The organism is Chryseobacterium potabilaquae, assembly GCF_902728265.1.
GTDB classification, from domain to species: Bacteria; Bacteroidota; Bacteroidia; order Flavobacteriales; family Weeksellaceae; genus Chryseobacterium; species Chryseobacterium potabilaquae.
The window spans coordinates 1-21,502 of record NZ_CACVBR010000037.1; the positions used below are offsets into that span (position 1 = coordinate 1).

Annotated in this window: 18 protein-coding genes; 4 read left to right on the plus strand and 14 right to left on the minus strand. The window is 33.4% G+C overall.

The genetic code is table 11. The features are described from left to right. Positions 1-268: 268 nt before the first annotated feature. Entirely contained in the window at positions 269-1,456 is a 1,188-nt protein-coding gene (locus tag CHRY9293_RS15045) for an endonuclease/exonuclease/phosphatase family protein (protein ID WP_162033731.1), read from the minus strand. Between the two features lie 234 nt (positions 1,457-1,690). On the opposite strand from CHRY9293_RS15045, the gene CHRY9293_RS15050 reads away from it, so the two are divergent. Both CHRY9293_RS15050 and CHRY9293_RS15055 read left to right on the plus strand, forming a co-directional pair. After that, the gene (locus CHRY9293_RS15050) at positions 1,691-4,558 is read left to right on the plus strand and encodes a carboxypeptidase regulatory-like domain-containing protein (RefSeq protein ID WP_162033732.1); all 2,868 of its coding nucleotides are present in this window, start codon (positions 1,691-1,693) and stop codon (positions 4,556-4,558) included. A gap of 33 nt (positions 4,559-4,591) precedes the next feature. Beyond that, a complete protein-coding gene (locus tag CHRY9293_RS15055) occupies positions 4,592-5,902 on the plus strand; it encodes a DUF5689 domain-containing protein (RefSeq protein ID WP_162033733.1) in 1,311 nt (436 codons plus the stop codon). A 74-nt stretch (positions 5,903-5,976) separates the two neighbouring features. Here CHRY9293_RS15055 and CHRY9293_RS15060 read toward each other — a convergent pair whose 3' ends face one another. From CHRY9293_RS15060 to CHRY9293_RS15080, 5 genes are all read right to left on the minus strand, one after another. Then, the gene (locus CHRY9293_RS15060) at positions 5,977-6,447 is read right to left on the minus strand and encodes a DUF6702 family protein (RefSeq protein ID WP_228442035.1); all 471 of its coding nucleotides are present in this window, start codon (positions 6,445-6,447) and stop codon (positions 5,977-5,979) included. 58 nt (positions 6,448-6,505) lie between these two features. Further along, positions 6,506-7,258 (minus strand): LOG family protein, encoded by a 753-nt coding sequence (locus tag CHRY9293_RS15065; RefSeq protein ID WP_185153227.1) that lies wholly within the window; start codon positions 7,256-7,258, stop codon positions 6,506-6,508. 6 nt (positions 7,259-7,264) lie between these two features. Next, positions 7,265-7,978: a nucleotidyltransferase family protein gene (locus CHRY9293_RS15070; RefSeq protein WP_162033734.1), complete on the minus strand. Its 714-nt coding sequence runs from the start codon at positions 7,976-7,978 to the stop codon at positions 7,265-7,267. A 69-nt stretch (positions 7,979-8,047) separates the two neighbouring features. Continuing rightward, positions 8,048-8,455, minus strand: a complete 408-nt coding sequence (locus CHRY9293_RS15075) for a RapZ C-terminal domain-containing protein (protein ID WP_162033735.1) — start codon at positions 8,453-8,455, stop codon at positions 8,048-8,050. An 86-nt stretch (positions 8,456-8,541) separates the two neighbouring features. Beyond that, entirely contained in the window at positions 8,542-9,561 is a 1,020-nt protein-coding gene (locus tag CHRY9293_RS15080) for an aminoglycoside phosphotransferase family protein (protein ID WP_162033736.1), read from the minus strand. A 49-nt stretch (positions 9,562-9,610) separates the two neighbouring features. On the opposite strand from CHRY9293_RS15080, the gene xrtF reads away from it, so the two are divergent. Next, positions 9,611-10,141 (plus strand): exosortase family protein XrtF, encoded by a 531-nt coding sequence (xrtF, locus tag CHRY9293_RS15085; protein ID WP_162033737.1) that lies wholly within the window; start codon positions 9,611-9,613, stop codon positions 10,139-10,141. Next, positions 10,128-10,568 carry an exosortase F system-associated membrane protein gene (locus CHRY9293_RS15090; protein ID WP_162033738.1) on the plus strand — a complete coding sequence of 147 codons (441 nt, stop codon included), beginning with the start codon at positions 10,128-10,130 and terminating at the stop codon, positions 10,566-10,568. Before xrtF ends, CHRY9293_RS15090 begins: the two co-directional genes overlap by 14 nt. Positions 10,569-10,617: 49 nt before the next feature. On the opposite strand, the gene CHRY9293_RS15095 is transcribed toward CHRY9293_RS15090, so the two are convergent. From CHRY9293_RS15095 to CHRY9293_RS15130, 8 genes are all read right to left on the minus strand, one after another. Further along, a complete protein-coding gene (locus CHRY9293_RS15095) occupies positions 10,618-11,613 on the minus strand; it encodes a cation diffusion facilitator family transporter (protein ID WP_162033739.1) in 996 nt (331 codons plus the stop codon). A 55-nt stretch (positions 11,614-11,668) separates the two neighbouring features. Then, positions 11,669-12,661, minus strand: a complete 993-nt coding sequence (locus tag CHRY9293_RS15100; protein ID WP_162033740.1) for an aspartate-semialdehyde dehydrogenase — start codon at positions 12,659-12,661, stop codon at positions 11,669-11,671. 31 nt (positions 12,662-12,692) lie between these two features. Beyond that, positions 12,693-13,124, minus strand: a complete 432-nt coding sequence (locus tag CHRY9293_RS15105) for a hypothetical protein (protein WP_122545807.1) — start codon at positions 13,122-13,124, stop codon at positions 12,693-12,695. Positions 13,125-13,208: 84 nt separating this feature from the next. Beyond that, the gene (locus tag CHRY9293_RS15110; RefSeq protein ID WP_162033741.1) at positions 13,209-15,812 is read right to left on the minus strand and encodes a TonB-dependent receptor; all 2,604 of its coding nucleotides are present in this window, start codon (positions 15,810-15,812) and stop codon (positions 13,209-13,211) included. Positions 15,813-16,021: 209 nt separating this feature from the next. After that, positions 16,022-16,882 carry a carboxylating nicotinate-nucleotide diphosphorylase gene (gene nadC, locus CHRY9293_RS15115; protein WP_162033742.1) on the minus strand — a complete coding sequence of 287 codons (861 nt, stop codon included), beginning with the start codon at positions 16,880-16,882 and terminating at the stop codon, positions 16,022-16,024. Further along, entirely contained in the window at positions 16,883-18,454 is a 1,572-nt protein-coding gene (gene nadB, locus CHRY9293_RS15120) for an L-aspartate oxidase (RefSeq protein WP_162033743.1), read from the minus strand. 32 nt (positions 18,455-18,486) lie between these two features. After that, positions 18,487-19,113 (minus strand): NAD(P)H-dependent oxidoreductase, encoded by a 627-nt coding sequence (locus CHRY9293_RS15125; protein WP_162033744.1) that lies wholly within the window; start codon positions 19,111-19,113, stop codon positions 18,487-18,489. A 124-nt stretch (positions 19,114-19,237) separates the two neighbouring features. Beyond that, entirely contained in the window at positions 19,238-21,496 is a 2,259-nt protein-coding gene (locus CHRY9293_RS15130; protein WP_162033745.1) for a T9SS type B sorting domain-containing protein, read from the minus strand. Between the last annotated feature and the right edge of the window lie 6 nt (positions 21,497-21,502).

Genomic DNA, 21,502 nt, shown 5'->3' on the forward strand with positions numbered 1-21,502 from the left:
CACTTCTTGTACTACAGAGAGTTTAAAGGATAGGCTATAGTCTTTTTGACTACGTTTTACATACTGATTATTAAGATCTTTCATAACATTACTGTTTTTGTGTAACGCTATGTTAGGATCAGACATTTAAAATAAATAAAAAAGGCTCAGATAATGCTGAGCCTTTTTTATTTATGATCGATTTGAATTTATTTATAAAATTTGATCCAGTGAGAAGTGGAATATTTCACTCATTTCTTGAACTGTAAATAATAAACATACTTGTATGTTAAGGCTCTTTCTGTAATATTACAAATGCCGGAAAGTGATCACTATATCCTCCCGTAAATTGATCTCCATTCCATGATCTGAATGGATATCCTCTGTAGTTTCCTTCTTTATTAATCAAATAAGAAGGCGCATATACTTCAGCTTTGTAAATCGAGTATTCACCGGTTACTTGGGGGGAAATAAGGTTTTGTGAAACAATAATCTGATCAAATAGATTAGGAGCGTCTTGGTATGCTAAGGATGCTATTCCTTTTTTGTATAAGGGGTACATCAAATTCAAATAAGGATTCAGTTCGCTTAGATCTTTAGGGCTTGCGACTGCTTTCAAATAATTTTTTAAACTTGAACTTACGGGATCATCATTAAAGTCTCCCATTGCAAAAAGTTTTGTTGAAGGATCAGCTATTCTTATACTATCCATCTGTTGTTTTAATAATGCAGCAGCAGCATTTCTTTTAGGCAATGAAATGGCTTCGCCTCCTCTTCTAGAGGGCCAATGATTCATAAAGAAGGCTACTTTTTCATTATCTAAAAGACCAGTAACCACCAGAATATCTCGGGTATATTCTCTTTTCCCGTTTTGATTGTAAATTTTTAGTTCTTTTTTCAATGAATTGGAGGGGATAAATCTTGTCTTTTGATAGATTAAAGCTACATCGATACCTCTATAATCATATGAATTATAATGGATAATACCATAGTCGTATTTTGCTAAAGTAGGTTCTTTAATGAGATCTTCAATGACTTGCCGGTTTTCTACTTCTATAAGTCCGACAACAGCCGGGGGAGCTTTTGTATATTTTGAACCAAGCTCCGAGATTACTTTGGCCTCATTCGCAAGTTTTGTTTTATAAATTTTAGTGTTATAGTTTTTTGAACTACTGGGAGTGAACTCTTCAGAACCTCCTTGGTATTTTACGACCTTTTTTCCTTTTAGTAAATCGTCATTCCATTCTCCACTATATTTTTCTGCATCTAAAAACTGTATGGAATCTATGGGAATACTTCTGTGAAATGCAGGATTTTTTTTGTCTTTGGTTCCATCTATATAGTCTGCTGATGCTATCGTGTCAAATAGATTTTCTACATTTAAAAAGCCAATAGCTGCTACTTTTCTTAATTTTCCATGTTGGGCAGAAATCATTATTGATACAATAATGAAGGAAAAACTTAAAAAATTTCTCATTGAGTAGTAAGATTAATTAATCGAAAGTTCTTTTTTTTAACTTGTTCATTTTTAAATATATGCAAATTTATCACGGTTTAATAATGATTATTATTAGCATAATGTAAAATAAGTGCAATGTTAAGAAAAAATAGTGTTAAAAAAGTGGTTAATTGTAAAATTTGACTAATTTTGTGCCCCAAATGTTTAATCTATTGAAAATTAATATAAAAAGTATTTGAAAAATATATACTCATGATTAAAAAACTGTCATTAGTCTCTTTATTTACTTTATTTCCAGCACCCTATTATTTTGCACAGACAACAGTATTTGCTTATCTAAAGGATGCAGAAGGGAAACCTATAGAAAGGGCGGAAGTAAATTTGAAAGGGAGTGAGGAAGATGTTACGGCAGACAAAATTGGATATTTCCAATTTGTGGATATAAAGCCGGGACATTATCAAATGATGATTACGAAACCCAATTATGAAACAAAAATAATGGAGTTTGATGTAATCGATGATGAAAAAAGAAAAGATTTAGGTAATGTTACGCTATATCCTGCTATTATAAATGCAGATCAAGGGCTTACCATTATAGAAAATGAGGATGATGAGGATGGTCTCAATGGGCAGTCTTCTACTGTGGGGCTTTTACAATCTTCTCAAGATGTTTTTAGCAGGATTGCCGCTTTTGATCTTGGCTTTTATTGGTTCCGTCCACGAGGTATTGATGGAAGATCAGGAGAAACGATGCTCAATGGTATTTCGATGATTAAATTAGATAATGGTAATGTGGATTTAGGGAATTGGGGAGGACTTAATGAAATAACAAGGTATCCTGAAATTTCAGCCAATCATTCTCCTTCTGAATATGCTTTTGGAGGTAATACTTCGGTTATTTATAAAAATACAAAAGCTGGTGAGTACAGAAAAGGTTTTCAAGGAACTTATTCTATAACCAATAGGAATTATAGAAATAGAGGATCATTAAGGTATAGCTCAGGCATGAATAAAAAAGGGTGGGCCTTTACCCTCATGGGAGCTAGAAGATGGGCAGAAGAGGGAATTCAAGAAGGAACATTTTATAATGCCTATGGTACTTATTTGGGAGTAGAAAAGAGACTCAATGATGAACATACTATTACCTTTAATTTTATAGGAGCTCCATACCGACGCTCTACGGCTAGCCCCAGTACGCAAGAAATATATGATTATCGAGGAGTGCATTATAACTCTTATTGGGGATATCAAAATGGAAAGCAAAGAAGTGAAAGGATAAGAAAAGGATTTCAGCCGATCTTTCAAGTTCAGGATTTTTGGAAAATTAATAAGAAATCAAGTCTATGGACTTCGCTTTCATATCAGTTTGGTAAAGATAGAGGTTCACGATTAGATTGGCAAAATGTACAGAATCCTTCTCCAGCGTATTATAAAAATTTACCAAGCTATTATGATTCATTAGATCCTAATGCGTCAATTATGGGGCCTATTGGAACGATGACAACTGCTCAGGATGCTTATCAAACTTCATTAGCAGCTTGGTCTTCGGGAGATCGGGGTATTACCCAACTGGACTGGGATAGGTTGTATAGAAGAAATACACAGCAATCTTCTAAGAATTATTATGATCAGCTAGGGAAAAGAGCTTTGTATTATCTTGTAGATGATGTGAGTGATGATAAAATATGGAATATTGCTACTCATTTTATTCATAATTTTAATGACAACACAAAACTCTTACTCAATGCCTCTTATCAAAATTATCGATCTGAATTGTATAGAGAGGTAAAAGATCTTTTAGGGGCTGATTTTGTTTTAAATAAAGATCCTTTTGCGGCAACTAATCAGCCGGGAAAATCCGGATTATTTAATGAGGGTGAAGAAAATGTAACGAAAAAAGTCGGAGATAGGATGACTTATAATTACATTTTTAGAAGACAGGAATTTAAAATTAATCCTGGCTTGAAATTTTCAGCAGGAAGGTTTGATATTTTTATTTCCGGAATGGCAGGGTATTCCAACTCAAATAGAGAGGGGCTCTTCAGTCATTATTTATATAAGAATTCAAAAAGTAAAGGACAAGATTACAGTTTCTGGACTTATGGTATAAAAGGACAAATGATCTATAGATTGAATGGGCGGAATTTCTTTGTATATAATGGAGCGAGTTATTCTCAAGCTCCTTATCTAGAAGATATTTTTATTACACCTAGAGTGAATGGGGCAGTGGCTCCCAATATTCAGAATATGGTAGTGAATGCTAATGATATTAGCTATGTGATTTCGAGTCCGTTTTTTAAGATGAGATTAACTGGATATCTTATTAATACTAATAATGAAACTTCTGTTCAACGATTCTTTGCAGATGGCATTCAGCTAAGTACTTCAGACGGCCAAGGTAATGAGACATCTGTTCAGAGTGCATTTGTAACTCAAATAATGACGGATGTTAAGAAAAGAAATTTAGGAATTGAATTGGGTGTGGATGTAAAAGTTATTCCTACTCTTTCATTACAAGGTTTAGCTAGTATGGGCCAGTTTACGTATCAGAATAATCCAATTACCTATTTTGCCTCAGATGCGGCCGGGGAATTTGCTAATGGCTTGTCTTATATGAACGTAGGAAAAGCATATATCAAAAACTATCGTCAAGGGGGAACTCCTCAAAAGGCTTATTCTTTAGGACTGAGATATAACTCTCCAAAATATTGGTGGTTTGGTGCTAATTGGAATTACTTTGATGATAATTATTTAGATCCCTCTGCATTAATTAGAACAGAATATTTTATTCAAAATAAAAATTCTTTTACTCCTTTCGTTAATTTGACACAGTCAGAACTAAGAAGGGTTTTAGAACCTAACAGACTTCCTTCTTCTTTCTTTTTTAACGTTAATTTAGGTAAGTCTTGGGTTATTGGAAAATACTATGTTTTGGTATCGTCTACAGTCAATAATATTCTAAATAACAGAAAATATATTACCGGGGGATTTGAACAAACAAGAAATGCTAAATTTCCAGATTTTGCAAAGGATATGGATAGGGAATTTACCTTGTTTGGTCCCAAATACTGGTATACACAAGGACGCTCTTATTTTGTGAATGTACAATTTCGATTCTAAAACCATCTAAAATCACGTATTAAAACTCTAAAAATGAACATAAAAAAACACTTAAATTTAATAACGGCAGTTGTATATGCCATATCATTCATGATGTCTTGTGTACAAAAAGATGAATGGGAAACACCGCCGATTAAATGTGAAAATAAATTTTCTTCTACTAATACTACTTTAGCTGAATTTAAAGCCTTAGCTCCTTCTTCGGGCTATGTTTTGATTACAGAAGATAAAATTTTTGATGGGTATGTAGTTTCTTCTGATGAAAGCGGTAATTTCTATAAAACGATTTCTTTTCAGGATAAGCCGGAAAATCCTACCGCTGCACTACAGATTGAGGTTAATAAATCAAGTAACTATGCTGATTATCCTGTAGGCGCTCATATAAGAATTAATGCAAAAGGTCTTAGACTGGGTCTGGATAGGGGGGCTGTTAAAATAGGAGCTGTTGATGAGTCTTTTGCGATTGGAAGGGTTCCGGAATCGTTGGTGAATAGATATATTTCGGGGGTTTGTAATGGAAATGGGTTAGATGTGGCGATAATGAAGCCATTGGAATTGGCAAACCTTAAAGTAGCCCAAAATGCTAATTATATTAATATGCTTGTAAAAGTATCTAATGTTCAATTTTCTTCTACAGAATTAGGGAAAAAATATCTTGATTATGAAGCTGGGGCAGGAAAAGATACAGATAGGAAAATTGTGGATGAGTTTGGGAATCTAGCTGTGATTCGAAACTCCGCATTCTTTAATGCCGGATCTACCTTGCTTCCCAATGGAAAAGGTGATCTTACTTTTGTGGTAAATCGATATAATTCTTCATGGCAAATGTTAATAAGAAATTTGGACGATGTTAAATTTTCTGGGAAAAGATTCTTTTTTGAAGGTTTTGATGGAAATTTAAATGATAATTGGTTTACAGTCAATATTACAGGAGAACAAATTTGGAACATTCAACAGTTTGGAAATCCTAAGCCATGTGTAGTAATGAGCGGTTTTACAAATATTAATAATGCTAATGAAGATTGGCTTATTTCTAAACCGATTTCTTTGGAGGATTTTTCTACAGCAGCACTATCATTTGAAACCGACGGAAGATATAATGGTAAGCCTTTGGAGGTTTATATTACGGATAATTATACGAATGATCCATTGACGACGACTTGGACTCCTTTATCGGCTATTTTAGATACTAATCTTAGTGCATTTAATACTTGGACATATTCCGATGATATTAGTTTGGATGCTTTTGTAGGAAAAAAAGTCTCCATAGCATTTAAATATACTTCTAGTACAGCAGAGGCTACCGCTTGGCAATTGGATAATGTAAGAGTGATTGGGAACTAAAGAATAACAATACAGATAAATATAAAAAAATAAGCCGTCTCAATTTTGAGACGGCTTATTTTTAGTTTAATTTTTTAAAAAGATACTTCATTGACCTCTTTTCCTCTTTGAAAATTCATTGTTTTCTGACTTCCTTTGTAGGCAATATTAACGAGGTTAATTTGCTTTGGAAAGGCACTTAGAAGTATTGTGTTCTTTATTTTTAAGGTATTAATATCTGAAACGCCACCGGTTTCAAAATATACCCATACTGTTTCTCCACTTACCTGACTTCCCGTAAATGTTATAGTCTTGGGAGAGCCATTGATGTACACATCAAAATTATTGTTTACATATTTTTTTACCTCAGCTTCAAATCCAGCAGTGTTAGGATTAATCTTTATTGCATCTGAAATATGATTAGTATTCATTTTTGTGGTGAACTTCAATGTCTTACTACCATCTATATAATCCACTTTAGTCATTGAAGAGAAAAAGTCTACATACGCGAAACTCATTAACACCAAAAATGTTAACATCACTGTTATATATAAAAATTTTTTCATCTTAATCAATAGATTTACGATCATCTTTGTCAATTATAATTCACAAATAATATGCCAACTAAAAGTTAACGTTAACAGAATATTTATCATAAAACGCTTTAATGTGCTCTACAGCCTCATCTGCAGTATCTACAACTCTATAAAGAGCTAAGTCTTTTTCTGCGATCATTTTCTCTTTTAGTAAAGTTTCTTTAAACCAATTGAGTAATCCTCCCCAAAATTCCGAACCCACTAGAACAATTGGAAATTTTCCTATTTTGTTAGTTTGAATTAATGTCATTGCTTCTGTAAGTTCATCTAACGTACCGAATCCGCCTGGCATTACTATAAACCCTTGGGAATATTTGACAAACATTACTTTTCTTACAAAGAAATAATCAAAATTCATAGAATAAGATTTATTAATGTAAGGGTTAAAATGTTGTTCAAATGGAAGGTCAATATTGAGTCCAATCGATTGACCTTGTGCATTATGAGCTCCTTTATTACCCGCTTCCATAATCCCGGGGCCTCCACCCGTAATAATCCCAAAGCCTATTTTAGTGATTTTTTCAGCAATCTCAACGGCCATTTCATAGTATGGGCTTTGAGGCGCTAATCTTGCAGATCCAAAAATGGAGACGCAAGGGCCTATTTTAGCTAATTTTTCATAACCATCTACAAATTCAGCCATTACTTTAAAAACCATCCAGCTGTCTTTGGTTATTGTTTCATCCCAGGTTTTTTGTCTGAAGCTATTATGTAGTTTTGTTTCGTTAATATCGAATTTAGGGTTTACTAAGCTTTCATCTCTAGTGCCATCAATTTCCATTTGAAATTATTTAAAATATTTTTCAGCTTCTATTACAGATTCGGGTCTACCCACATCTACTAATATGCTATCATGTAAAAAACCATGTATATATTCTGTTTGCATAAGGTCTAAATATTCTTCCATGACGGAAAATTTACCTGTTCTTTTTATTTTATTAAAAATAGTAGGATTTATACAATGAACCCCACTAAATGCCAATGCTTTAAAACCTTTATTAAATTCAGCAAGTCTTTGTTCTCCGGTTTGTATATTTAGCCATCCTCTTAAAACCATCTCCTTATTAAAAAGTAATTTTCTTGAACTTTCTCTATCAGAAACGGCTAAAGTAGCAAAATCATTCATGTTTTTATGATATTTAACCAATTCATTGATATTGAGTGAGGTTAGTATATCTGCATTCATGATTATAAAATCTTCTCCATGATCTAGGAATCTTCTAGCAAAAATCAAACCACCTCCAGTTTCCAACAATTCATTTGTTTCATCAGAGATTTCAATATTACAATTAAAGTTGTTATTCTTCTTTAAAAAATCAACAATTTGACTTCCAAAATGATGAATATTTATGACGAAATCTTTAATTCCAAAATTTTTGAGATAATTTATATTTCTTTCTAAAAGAGGAATATCATTTACTTGTGCTAAGGCTTTAGGGTGGTTATCGGTAAAAGGCTTTAAACGTGTCCCTTTACCTGCTGCGAAGAGTAGAGCTTTCATTATATAGGATAGATAATTGATATTGTAAATTCTATTGATAGATTACTTGTATTCTTTAGAAATAATCATTTATGAATTTAGCTGGGGTTGTTCATCATGATGAAGAGTGATTTCGGTGTCTACGGGATATTTTTCTTTAATAAATTCTGCAATCTTTATGGCAGAATAGACAGATCTGTGCTGCCCTCCGGTGCAACCAAAATTGACTTGTAGATGTTCAAAGCCTCTTTCTAAATAATTATCAATGTTAATGGAGATTATATTTTTAACCAATTCCAAAAAATTGGGCATTTCGGTTTGGGTTTCAAGATATTGCTGAACTCCCATGTCGTTTCCTGTTTGACTTTTGTATTCTTCGACTCTTCCAGGATTCAAAATTCCCCGACAATCAAATGTAAAGCCTCCTCCGTTTCCAGAATGATCTTTTGGTATTCCTCCTTTTTTATATGAAAAACTATGTATATCGATGTGTAGCATTGTATTATTTTAAATTATATGAAAATTATTAGATATTGAATGTTATGGGTGACTCTCTATATATAATATATTTGATTGGAGATCAACTAAGAGTTTAGGATATCTTTGATTTTTAATTTCGTTTTTTCAGTATTTAGTTGGAGTATTACTTTTTCAAGTTCAGGATATTCTTTTATGGTTTCCCAATGATACGCAAACTTTGTTATATTTTCAATTCCTATTTCAATACTTTCAATAAAATGAGATTTTCGTTGAATCAGGCCTCTAAAGCCATAAGCTCCTAAAACTTGTAAAAATCTCATCATTTGAATGGGCTTGATTGAATTTCTTAGTTGTTCTTGTGATTCTTTATGCTCAAACTTTTGAATATAAAATTCCAACATTTCATTTTTAAAAATCTCAGAAAAATTGGCTTTAGCCTGAAAAAGAAAAGAAATCACATCATATATGAAAGGGCCGTACATTGCACCTTGATAATCAATGAATGAAATTTCATGATCTTTACTAACCATAATATTTCTAGCTTGAAAATCTCGGATCATCAGACCTTTAGGTTCTATTTTTTCAATAAGGCAGGTTATTTTTTGGAACTCTTTTAGGAGAGTGGATTTATGATAATCAAGTTCAAGAATATCCACTACAAAATTTTTAAAATAGTAAAGATCATGCATGATAGGAAACTGATCATAAGCTTCATATTCAAAAGTTTTGCTATAATCTATTTTATCCTTGGTTTGAATCTGTAAATGAAATAGTTTTTCTAAAGTTTGACTTACTAAGAGTCTGACGTTATCACTCAAACCTTGTTCTGAAATAATCTCAGATAGTGTGTTCTCACCTAAAAAGTCTTGTATATATATATTCCTATCCTCAGAAATTGCTAGAACTTGAGGGGTGTTAAGCTGAAGTTGAGAAAAAATTTGAGAAAAATAAAAGAAGCTTTCATTTTCTTGAATATTTTCATTGTAGGTAATAATATACTTTTTATCGTCTGTAATTGCCAAGAAATTAATCCTTGTGGAACCACTTTGAGGTAACTTGACAAGCTCAAAAGGTTTTCCCAAAAGATATTTCTCTAAAAATTGTTGCGCGTATACGGAATTCATAGTATGTAACAAATATAGTAATTTACGAGTGAATTTTTATCTTTGTATTATGCTAAAAGATTTTAGACCAGTTTTAGGTATTTTATTGCGCTTCATCATTGTTTATTTGGTGTTGCTTTTTTCCTATCAGTTCTATTTAAATCATTTTAAAGAATTTGGATTAGATCCTTTTTCAAAAATAATAGCTGAGCAAGTAAGCTATCTTCAGAATTGGTTAGGGTATCCCACGAAGCTTTATAATGATGTTCCCCAAGAGCAAGTATGGTTTTATGTAAAGAAGAGGTATGTAACAAGAATGGTTGAAGGATGTAATGCTGTTTCTGTAATGATTCTTTTTGTCTCCTTTATTCTTGCTTTTTATAAAGGAAAAAAAACTTTTATTTTTTTAGTTTTGGGTCTTGCTTTACTTTATATTATGAATGTATTGAGGATTGTAGGGTTGAATATTGTAGTAAGGGATTATAAAGAATATGGAAAGATGTTTCATGATTATATTTTTCCTGCAGCTATTTATGGAACTGTTGTAGCTCTTTGGTTAATCTGGATTAAATTTTTTGCTTTGAAACATGAAAATTCTTAATTGGTTTTTAATTATTGTAGGCATTGTTGGCCTCATGAGTGTAAGGGTTTTTGAGGATACTATTTTTTATGATCCATTCCTGAATTATTTCCATGAAGCTAATAAAAATATTTCTTTCCCTGAGTATACATGGGGAAAACTGATTATTAGTCATTTGTTTAGATTCGTTTTGAATTTATTTTTTTCTTGCCTTATTATACAGTGCCTATTTAGAAATAAAGAATGGACTATACAGGGTGGAGTATTATTAATCATAATATTTGGAATCACTTTTCCCATTTATCTTTACTGCATTTATGATAGATTTGATCTAGGTTATCTTTTTTCTTTTTATATGAGACGTTTTGTTATTCAACCTTTAATTTTATTGTTGATTGTTCCTATGTTTTATTATAGAAAACAATTGCAGGGAAGGGGTAAGGGATAAACTTAAAAGTTTTTAAGTATCAATAACGAATCTCTGAATGTGAGTAATGCTATTCTAGGGAATGTTTTTCTACGTTAGTTACATTTTCGGGAGTCCATTGAACTCTTTTTACAAATTCTTTTTCTCTTACGGGGCAATCTTTAATTTGGCAGAGGCTGCAAGAAGTAGGTTTGCAATCATCCATATGAAAATTAAATTCAATGCTCCGATTAATTTTTTTTGCCAATAAGACAATCATTTTTTCCATTTCTTTATGAGCATCCCTTAAAGGGTAGTACCAAGGAAGGGTAATATGGGCATCAATATGTAGAGATGAACCAAATTGTTGTATTTTCATATTGTGGACATCTATCCACTCTATTTGTCTGTTTGCCTCAAGGATTTTAATAATTTGATTTAATAGCTCCGGATCTTGTTCATCCATAATTCCACTTAAAGATTTTCGAACAATCTTGTATCCAACGAATATGATATAAACACCAAAAATTAGAGCTACAGCGGAATCGAGCCAATATATTTTTGTGAAGTATACAATAATCAAACTTACTACAACTCCCAATGTTGTCATGGTGTCAGATTGCAAATGCTTTCCGGATGAAATAAGCACAAGGGAATTTTCTTTTTTTCCTTTATTTATTGAAATGTACCCTAATAGATAATTAATAATAGCTGTAGCTGCAATAATCCAAATACCTAAATCTAACTTGTTCAGGACTTTCCCTACAATGAGACTATCTATGCCTTCATAAATAATCATGATCCCTGCCATAGCAATTAAAGCTCCTTCAATACCCGAAGTAACGAATTCTACTTTTCCGTGTCCATAAGGATGATCTTCGTCCTTAGGCTTTGCAGCTAGATATAAGGAATAAAGTCCCATAAATGCACTAATGACATTTACAATACTTTCCATGGCATCGGAAAATACGGCATCGGAATTAGTAAGTTTCCAGGCAACGATTTTTCCAATGAAAAGGAGGATTCCCAAGAAAGCAATGAGCTTTTGAAAACCAATTTTATCTTTACTATTTTTTTGAATATTCATAAGGTTTGGCAAAAAAAAGAATCTCAATTATGAGACTCTTTTTTATTTTGTTAGTTTATACTAAGTTATTTTCTACAATGTACTCTGCGATTTGGACTGCATTAGTTGCGGCTCCTTTTCTTAGGTTATCTGCGACTATCCAGAGGTTAAGAGTTTTGGGTTGTGAAAGATCCCGCCTTATTCTTCCTACGAAAACTTCATCTTTTCCTTCCGAATATAAGGGCATGGGATATTGGTTATTTTTCACATCATCCATTACGACTACGCCAGGAGTTTCAGATAGAATTCTTCTTACTTCCTCAAGATCAAATTCATTCTCAAATTCTATATTTACACTTTCTGAATGGCCTCCTTGTACAGGTACTCTTACTGCGGTTGCTGTTAGATTAAATGTATCGTCTCCTAAAATCTTTTTAGGTTCTTTCATTAATTTAATTTCTTCTTTTGTATAATCATCATCTCCAAAAACATCGCAATGAGGAAGCGCATTTTTAAAGATTTGATAAGGATATACTTTAGCAATCGAATGATCTCCGCTTATTTCCGAGTTTAATTGATCTACTGCCGCTTTTCCTGTTCCTGTTACAGATTGATAGGTAGAAATGATAACTCTTTTTAAATCATATTTTTTATTCAAAGGTCCTAGAACCATTACGAGTTGAATAGTAGAGCAGTTGGGGTTTGCAATGATTTTATCTTTTTTTGTTAAAACATTTGCATTGATTTCAGGGACTACCAGTTTTTTATCTGGATCCATTCTCCATGCGGAAGAATTGTCGATTACAGTTGTTCCTACTTCGGCAAAAAGAGGTGCAAATTCGAGAGATGTTGCCCCACCGGCAGAAAAAATAGCAATATCGGGTTTGGCAGCTATAGCGTCTTTCATGCTTACAATCGTAAATTCTTCCTGTTTATACTTCACCTTATTACCTACAGATTTTTCAGATGCTACTGGAATTAATTCTGTTATCGGGAAGTTTCTCTCTTCGAGAACTTTCAGCATTACTTGTCCAACCATTCCTGTTGAACCTACTACAGCTACTTTCATTTTGATGTTGAGTAATTTTTAAGTTAATATATTATGCCCCAAAGACTTTTGCCCAAGGGAATGCAAATGCAAATAAACCAACTGCAATTAGTCCCATAATTACAATTGCTAAAGAAATGGAATCACTAGATTTTACTTTCTTATTGATGATGGTCATCAATATAGCTGCGACTAACATAGAAAATGGATGTTCCACGTATTGGAATCTTAAATCAGCATTTTTCATTACAGCACCCATATTCATTCCTTTGGTGAAGTTGATAATGAGCATAATAATACCTAATGTAAATTGGATGTGAAAAAACATCATAGTGAATAAGGTAATTTTCTTTAAGAAACCATTTACTTTACCACTGAAACTAAACATTGTAACTAAAAGCGCAATAATAAATAATGCCACTAAAAGAAGTTCCAAATACCCAAACCCTTTGTGCGCATTAAGCAAAATCTTGTAAAAATCCATAATTCTATTTTTTTCTAATACGCAAATATAACAAAAATCCCAGCGATAAGCTGGGATTTAGTATCTTAAAATCTTAAGTATCTATTAGAATTTGAAGGTAATATTAGCGGCCCAAGTTCTTCCAAATCCAAAATATACTTGGTTACGAACGTCAATACCTTTATAGTTTGTGGTATTAGTAGCATCGTTATATATACTTGTTCTACCTTCTGAAATGTAAACAGTATCTAATAAGTTATAAATATTAGCACCTAAAGTCAGAGCATTTTTATTAGAAAAAGTAAATGTATAATTTGCTCCTAGATCAAATAGATTATAATCCGGTAGTCTTAAAGTTCCTTTTTGTGCGGCCTCAGGTATTGCTCCTGTAGTCATATTGATCATAAAATCATTTACATTGATTTGAGAGTATAAGTCTCCGATAAATCTCCAATTTGCATTAATTTTAAGACCTTTTACAGGCTTTAATACAGCCCCTAATGAAGCGGTTAACTGTGGAGCATCACCCACTTTTGCTTTGTCTAGAGCTAGTGTAGCAGTATTGACTCCATTTTGTATAGTGATAGGCTGATTATTGTCATCGAATACAGATCCGGATGCATTCCCTTCATATTTGTAATCACCCCAAGAGAACATTCCTTCAAGATCAAGAAGCTTTCCAACATTGTAGAATAATTCAAGCTCTGCTCCGTAATGTACTTGAGTAATTCCGGATATTTCAGCATATGCATTTTGAATTTGATTTCCAGAGATATCTGTAACAGTAAGTCCTGTTCTTCTTTGGAATCTATCTCCCCAAGATGTTCTAAATAAATTTACATTTGCTTTAAAGTTTGCTGAACGGTATCCATAACCTAGTTCTGCTCCAAATATTTTTTCGTTGGTTAAATTGGGATTTAATACCTGGCGATTACTTGGGAATACACCATTGAAGAATGGTTGTCTAGAATAATATCCAATATTACCAAATACATTATGATTAGCATTGATATTATAATTGATTCCCCCTTTAATATTGAATCCTAATAAATCCTTATATGGAGTTCTTCTATTTACAACTTCTCCTGCAGGTGTATTGGGTTGTCTTGTTACCCCATCAATAATCCAATTGTCAATTCTTTGGAAAGATTGGTTAGAAATTGCTCCCTGTACGAATGCTGATAGGTTGTCGTTAGAGTATTCAATTTGTCCAAAACCTCCATACCAAAGTACTCTACCATCATAGTTTCTATTAACGATTTGAGATTTATCTTTAATAGCTTTTACAAATGGATTAGCAGATGGAACAGTCTCCTGAGTAGATGTAGCGATATAGCCATTTGGTTGGTTAGCATCTCCTCTTTCTTGATATCCATTAGCTCCCAGTAAGTTGGTTAAGACTCCTGGGTGATATCCATAGTAATATCTTGCGTCTATACCTACCGAGAAGTTCCAATTTTGGTTAAGCTTGTGGTTGAAGTTTGATAAAACACCATACCAGTCATGAGAATTTATATTTGCTCTTTGGGTGATACCATTGTTACTTCTATTGATTCCGGCACCTGCAGGGAAAGCATTGTTTGCTCCAAAGTCGGCAACATTCCCTCCTTGGTTCCATTTTACAATATCATCCCATCTAATAAGTCCATCTGCTGTTCTTGGAAGCTGGCCATAGTTTGTATTTTTACCATTGATGGAACCTAATATACCTGTTCCACCACCTCTACCCCAAGAGCCATATAGGACAGTAGACAATTTTGAACTTTCTGAAATTTTATAATCCCAGTTAAATGATGCGATGGGTTTCGAATAAAAGTTTCTGTTGGTAGAAAATTGTCTAGCTTTACCATCTGCATCTGTTAAATATCCCCAGTTTGGATTATATCTTCTATTAGGATCATCAATCCCATTACCATATTTAATAAAGGTTTCTATACTGCTACTAAAGTTTTGGTTATGCCATTGTGGAGCCCCTGTGAATGTAAATTGGAAGTCATGTTTTTCGTTAGGCTGAAATCCTACTGCGAAGTAATAGTTATAACTTTCAAAGTCTGTTCCGTCCACGTACATAGCACCGGCAGTTCTACTCATTAAGAAAGAGGTCGACCATCCTTTCGCATTTTTACCTGTATTATAAGAGAATGCAGTTTTGATGTATCCATTATTAGCTAACCCCAATGTAATGCTTCCTTGCTTCTTCATGTCAGCAGATCTTGTTAACACATTGATTGTTCCTCCTACGGAAGGAATGGCTAATTTTGAAGAACCTAGCCCTCTTTGTACTTGCATTGTAGAAGTTACATCGGAAAGTCCTGCCCAGTTTGACCAGTATACGGCTCCGGTCTCCATATCATTAACCGGCATTCCGTTGACCATTACGGCGATATTTTCATTTCCAAAACCTCTAATTCTGATTGAAGCATCACCAAAACCACCACCACCTTTTGTAGCATACACCGATGGAGTTGTATTTAGAATTTCTGGAAACTCTTGGTTACCCAATTTTTCTACAATTTGTGCTGCTTTAATTGTGGAAACTGCTACAGGTGTTTTTCTATCTTTAGCGATATCTGCAACTCCTGTTATTACAACTTGTTCAATGTCTTTAGATCTTGTGTCAACAGTATCTTGAACTTGCTGTGCATAATAAACGCTAGCTGTAGATAAGGTTATTATCGCAGTTAGCATTGATTGGTTGATTAATTTCATAATCGTTAGTAATAGTTAGATTTAAATTTTACGCAAAAATCGCAAAATTAATTTTAACTATTATTAACTAAATGTTAATTTTTAAACATTATTTTTGTGTTTTATATTTCTGATTATCAGTATGTTGTTGTTTTGTTTGAATTCATATGAAAAAAAACAGATTGTTGAATTTTTAACAGAAATGAGTTATTTTTATTAAGAATGTAATGTTATTTTATGGCTTTAAGACTTAAATCAATATTTTGAGCAGAATGGGTAAGTGCGCCTGCTGAAATAAAAGTGACTCCTGTAGTGGCAATTTCTTTCAATTGTTCTCGTGTAATTCCTCCAGAAGCTTCCGTTTCGCATCTTCCATTTACCATTTGTACAGCCTGTTTCATTATTTTTACATCCATATTATCAAGCATTATCCGATCTACTTTTGCATTGATTGCTTCTTGTACTTCGTCAAGGTTTCTGGTTTCAACTTCGATTTTTAATTTTTTCTTATTTTTTTTGATATAGTCTTTAGCCATATTTACAGCATTTGTAATACTTCCGTTATAATCAATATGATTATCCTTAAGCATGATCATATCATAAAGACCATATCGGTGATTAGTGCCTCCTCCAATCGCAACAGCCCATTTTTCGCATACCCTAAAATTTGGTGTTGTTTTTCTAGTATCTAAAAGTTTGGTTTTTGTACCCACTAACCTTGCATCCCATTCGTGAGTGAGTGTCGCTATACCGCTCATTCGTTGCATACAATTCAAAACAAGTCGCTCTGTAGATAGAATAGATCTGGCATTGCCTGTAACAACAAAAGCGATATCTCCAGGCTTTGTAGTTTCTCCATCTTTAATCAATCTTTCTATCTGTAAGTTTTTGTCGAAAGTTTTAAAAATTATTTCCGCTAATTCTACACCTGCTAAAATACAATCCTGTTTTACCAAAAGCTTTGCACTTTGCACTAAGTCTTTAGGGATGGTAGAAAGAGTAGAATGATCTCCATCTTGGATATCTTCTTCTAGTGCATTTTTAATAAACGTTTTGAGAGCCTTATCTGTTACGTAACTTGGTCTTTTCATTTAAGCTAAATCTTTATTGTAAAATGCTCCCTTGTTTTCAGTCATATCCATGGATTGGATAATGATTAAGTGAGCAACGGTTGTCAAATTTCTTAATTCCGATAATTGTGGAGAAAGAATAGAGTAATGGTATATTTCATCAACAGCTGCTGCAATTTCCTGATGTTTTTGTAGTGCCATACTGAGACGACGATTACTTCTTACGATACCTACAAGGTCACTCATCATTTCTTGCAATTGTTTTCGGAGGTAGCTTATAATTACCATTTCATCCATGATTTTCATTCCTTCTTCATCCCATTCCGGAACCGCTTTTAAATCATCAAAGTTAAAATTATTTTCCTTGAGAAGGTTTACTGTTTTCATAGCAGCATTATGTCCAAAAACAAGTCCTTCAAGTAGAGAGTTTGATGCCAACCGATTCGCTCCGTGAAGTCCGGAATTAGTACATTCACCTACAGCGAACAAATTATGAATAGAAGATTGTCCATCTTTATCTATTTCGATTCCTCCCATTAAATAATGGCAGGCGGGAACTACAGGGATCAATTGTGTAAAAGGGTCAATTCCTTCTTCTCTACATTTTTTATATATATTAGGGAAATGCTCCAGAAATTTTTCTTTATTCATTTGCCTGCAATCTAACCCCACATATTCATCTCCGGATATTTTCATTTCATTGTCAATTGCTCTTGCAACAATATCTCTTGAGGCGAGTTCTTCTCGATCATCATATGTATGCATAAAACTTTCACCTCTTTTTGTTTTCAATTTTGCGCCATCTCCACGGACGGCTTCAGAAATTAAGAACAACATACCATCCATTTTGCTATATAAGGCGGTAGGGTGAAACTGATAATATTGCATATGGGAAACTTTTCCTTTGGCTCTGGCTACAAATGCAATTCCATCTCCTGTTGCAATAGTAGGGTTGGTAGTGTTTTTATAAACATGCCCGGCTCCTCCTGTAGCAACTAATGTTATTTTAGAGGTTATTTTTTTGATTGTTTTGGTCTTTTCATCTAAAATATATGCACCATAACAATGAATATCTCCTTCGTTTAATTCTTTACCTTTAATATGGTGTTGTGTGATAATATCAATAACATAATGGTGATCTAAAATTTCAATATTGGGACTATTTTTAACCGTTTCTAATAACGCTCTTTCAATTTCAAAACCGGTAATATCTTTATGATGAACAATTCTATTTTCTGTGTGTCCACCTTCTCTTCCTAAGGCAAATTCACCATTTTTCATATCAAATTTGGCTCCCCATTCTACGATCTCATTAAATCTTGCTGGAGCTTCTTTAACAACCATTTCTACAACATCGCGCTTATTTTTATCGTCTCCGGCACGCATTGTATCTTTAATGTGTTTTTCGAAATTATCATTTTTGAAGTCAGTAACCACAGCTAAACCACCTTGTGCATATTTTGTATTACTTTCATCTTCATCAGATTTTGTTACTATAATTATTTGTGAATCTGGAAGTTGTTCAGAAACTTTAATGGCGTAGGAGAGTCCCGATATTCCGGAGCCAATTACTAATACATCCGCTTTTATCATTATGCTTACTTTAAGTACAATCGTCTAAATAATTACATAAATTTAAACAATTTTTCGTTTGGTTTTCTTACTTTTTTCATATGTTGAAAAGTATCTTCTTCCGAACGGTAGCCTAATGCGAGAGTAACGGTTGCTTTTTCGATGTTGGGGTTTATTTCGAGAATTTCTTCTATCATATCATGACGAAATCCTTCCATAGGACAAGTGTCTACATTTTCTATAGCAGCAGCATACATTAAATTAGCCAAAACGATATATGATTGCTTTTCGGCCCAATTGAAAATTTCATCTTGTGTTTTTTGAGTAATATGTTGATTAATACTTTTTTTAAAGGGGTCAAGAGTTTCTAATGGGGTATCTCTTACCTCAGAAATATGTTTAAAATACCCCTGAATATAACTTTCTTCAATTATTTTTTTGGAAACAATTACCATGAGATGTGAGCATGTGGATATTTGTGATGGATTATAAAAAGCAGGAACTAATTTTTGCTTCATTTCATTACTTTCAATCACAATTATTTTATAAGGCTGAAGACCTAGTGAACTGGCAGATAGTCTCCCTGACTCAAGAATGTTAAGTAATATATCTTGAGGAATGATTTCTTGATTGAATTTCTTTACAGAGTATCTTTTGCTTAAAGCTTCCAAATAATTCATATTACAAATGTAAGAATTGCGTACAAATAAAATAGGACTACCCTAAAATTATCTCTTTATAATACAAGAAAATCACTTTAATTAATAAAGTGATTTTTAAATATTGATGATGTTTTTCTGGGTATTATTCTCTATTTTTCACTAATATCCATCCGGAGTATTTAAATGGTGTATTTTTTTTGTTATTCTCATTCCAGGTTACAGAATACCAATAGTTTCCTGTAGGTATTTTTCTTCCGGCCATTGTTCCGTCCCATCTGTATTTTGTAGATTTATCTCCCTGGTGAATTTTAGCTCCATATCTATCGAAAATACTAAATACTAAATTTTGTTTGCCTGCTAAAGCTGAGTAATCAATCACATCATTTATTCCATCTCCATTCGGAGTAATTAGGTTGACTAGATTAGGAACGACCACTGTAATATTTATAGGTTCACAATCATAACTGTCTTTTACAAAAACTTGATTATCCCCTCTGGTTACATTTTTAAATATATTTGAATCTTGCCAGTTAATATTATCCATTGAATATTGATAAGGAGGAGTTCCTCCTGTGGTATATATAGTAATAGTGTTGTTTGAAATGTCTACACTTGTTATTACGGGTTGCTCAGACGGATAAATAGTTACTGTTTGTGTTGTAACACATTCTCCCTTTTTTAATTTTACCCAGTAAATTCCAACACTCGCGTTAGAAATTGAGCTTGTTGTGGCTCCAGTATTCCATTCGTAAGAGTCGAAACCAGCCCCTGCGTCTAATGTTGTTTTATCTTCTATACAAATGGTTTTATCTTTTAATAGATTTGAATAGGTAGGTGGAGTAACTTCCAGTATTACTTTTGCTATAGAGTAGCAACCATTCCCATTAGTTACACGAATATATATTACCCCATTGGGAGCAATATAGTTGTTAGGATTATTGATCTCATTAGTACCATGAAGAGCATCAGCTAGAGAAGGATAATATTTTTTAGTTATACCATTTTGTCCAGTTACTGAAGCTGTTGTAAGGTTGAATAATGCTGTTGATGGGTTTGATTCTATAAAGCACGAGATAAGTGTTGCTTCCCTTACCACTACAACTGGAAATAGGTTTAATGTAATTTTTGCTGTATCTATACAGCCTTGGGGAGTTGTGACTTTTACATATATGGTAGCTGCTGGCGAGGTATAAGCGGTTGGATTAGTTATTTCGTTTGTATTATTATTAAGATCATTTAGGGTAGGGTAGAACTGTTTAATCACTCCTGTGACATTTGTAATGGGGGCAGCTGTAAGATCAAATGTAGCGAAGCCTGCACTGTTATTTTCACATCCCGTTAACACAGCGTCATTGGCGGAAAACGGAGACGGGTTTAATTGAATGATTCCATCTCCGTTATCACATAGGGTAGAAGAAGGATCTCTTACAACGACACTGATTGTTGTATTACCTGAATATTGAAAATTGTTGGGATTAGCAATAAGAGTTCCTGCATTATAATAGGAGAACGTATAGTTTGAAGGATTATTGACGAATTGGTTTTCATAAGAAGTTAGATTTACAAAATCATTTCCTGATACGGGATCAACGCACACAAAAGGAGTGACGGTATTGGTAAGGATAGGAACTTTGTCAATATAGATTTTAGCATTTTTAATAGAGTGCCTTGCACTTGCACCACCCGTTGCTGCAGAGAAACCAAAATATCCCTGTGTCATACCGATTGCTCCACCAGATGGGGTAAAAGATTGATTGGTAATTAGTGCGCCATCGATTCTTATCTGTATAATCCAGTTGGTGAGATTGTTTGGGTCTGTTTGCCCATTTACTTCCACATGTCTGTAAGTAGATCCTACAAAAGGTTGGGAAGAATTTAAATCGGGAGAGTGAAAAGTACTTCCTAATGTATTATTAAATTCAATATTATTATTTCCAGCCGGAGTATCATTGGTACCATATAATACGTGGACCTTGCTCATTTGCCCTTCAGTTGTATTATTAAATATATCAAAACCCACCATTAATCCATTCGCGTTTTCGGGAATTCCAAGGCCACCCCCAGAGGTAAAACTTGTCGGAGGATTGGCAAGATACCAGAATGTAAAGCCATCGCCTCTACCGTATTGTGTTGTTCCGTTTCCATCAATTCTAAAATCAAATTCTACCTTCCATTTATCGCAATATTTGAGATTAATAGGAGTGGATAATTTTATAGCGCCATATTGTCCTCCAATGTCTGAGGTAAGTTGTACAAAATCTCCGGGAACATTTGTGCCCGAGACAAGGTCCCAACCTGTCGTTATAACAGGACTTCCTGTGAGCTGGTAAGTTTGTGAAGATAATTTTGCAGAAAAGCTGATTAAAACGATAAAAAAATAATTGAATAAAGATCTTTTCATTTGAAG

What these genes read in the sequence shown, in the direction of transcription:
- CHRY9293_RS15045 (WP_162033731.1), bottom strand. Translation starts at nt 1,456, where the DNA reads ATGAGAAATTTTTTAAGTTTTTCCTTCATTATTGTATCAATAATGATT.
- CHRY9293_RS15050 (WP_162033732.1), top strand. Translation starts at nt 1,691, where the DNA reads ATGATTAAAAAACTGTCATTAGTCTCTTTATTTACTTTATTTCCAGCA.
- CHRY9293_RS15055 (WP_162033733.1), top strand. Translation starts at nt 4,592, where the DNA reads ATGAACATAAAAAAACACTTAAATTTAATAACGGCAGTTGTATATGCC.
- CHRY9293_RS15060 (WP_228442035.1), bottom strand. Translation starts at nt 6,447, where the DNA reads ATGAAAAAATTTTTATATATAACAGTGATGTTAACATTTTTGGTGTTA.
- CHRY9293_RS15065 (WP_185153227.1), bottom strand. Translation starts at nt 7,258, where the DNA reads ATGGAAATTGATGGCACTAGAGATGAAAGCTTAGTAAACCCTAAATTC.
- CHRY9293_RS15070 (WP_162033734.1), bottom strand. Translation starts at nt 7,978, where the DNA reads ATGAAAGCTCTACTCTTCGCAGCAGGTAAAGGGACACGTTTAAAGCCT.
- CHRY9293_RS15075 (WP_162033735.1), bottom strand. Translation starts at nt 8,455, where the DNA reads ATGCTACACATCGATATACATAGTTTTTCATATAAAAAAGGAGGAATA.
- CHRY9293_RS15080 (WP_162033736.1), bottom strand. Translation starts at nt 9,561, where the DNA reads ATGAATTCCGTATACGCGCAACAATTTTTAGAGAAATATCTTTTGGGA.
- xrtF (WP_162033737.1), top strand. Translation starts at nt 9,611, where the DNA reads ATGCTAAAAGATTTTAGACCAGTTTTAGGTATTTTATTGCGCTTCATC.
- CHRY9293_RS15090 (WP_162033738.1), top strand. Translation starts at nt 10,128, where the DNA reads ATGAAAATTCTTAATTGGTTTTTAATTATTGTAGGCATTGTTGGCCTC.
- CHRY9293_RS15095 (WP_162033739.1), bottom strand. Translation starts at nt 11,613, where the DNA reads ATGAATATTCAAAAAAATAGTAAAGATAAAATTGGTTTTCAAAAGCTC.
- CHRY9293_RS15100 (WP_162033740.1), bottom strand. Translation starts at nt 12,661, where the DNA reads ATGAAAGTAGCTGTAGTAGGTTCAACAGGAATGGTTGGACAAGTAATG.
- CHRY9293_RS15105 (WP_122545807.1), bottom strand. Translation starts at nt 13,124, where the DNA reads ATGGATTTTTACAAGATTTTGCTTAATGCGCACAAAGGGTTTGGGTAT.
- CHRY9293_RS15110 (WP_162033741.1), bottom strand. Translation starts at nt 15,812, where the DNA reads ATGAAATTAATCAACCAATCAATGCTAACTGCGATAATAACCTTATCT.
- nadC (WP_162033742.1), bottom strand. Translation starts at nt 16,882, where the DNA reads ATGAAAAGACCAAGTTACGTAACAGATAAGGCTCTCAAAACGTTTATT.
- nadB (WP_162033743.1), bottom strand. Translation starts at nt 18,454, where the DNA reads ATGATAAAAGCGGATGTATTAGTAATTGGCTCCGGAATATCGGGACTC.
- CHRY9293_RS15125 (WP_162033744.1), bottom strand. Translation starts at nt 19,113, where the DNA reads ATGAATTATTTGGAAGCTTTAAGCAAAAGATACTCTGTAAAGAAATTC.
- CHRY9293_RS15130 (WP_162033745.1), bottom strand. Translation starts at nt 21,496, where the DNA reads ATGAAAAGATCTTTATTCAATTATTTTTTTATCGTTTTAATCAGCTTT.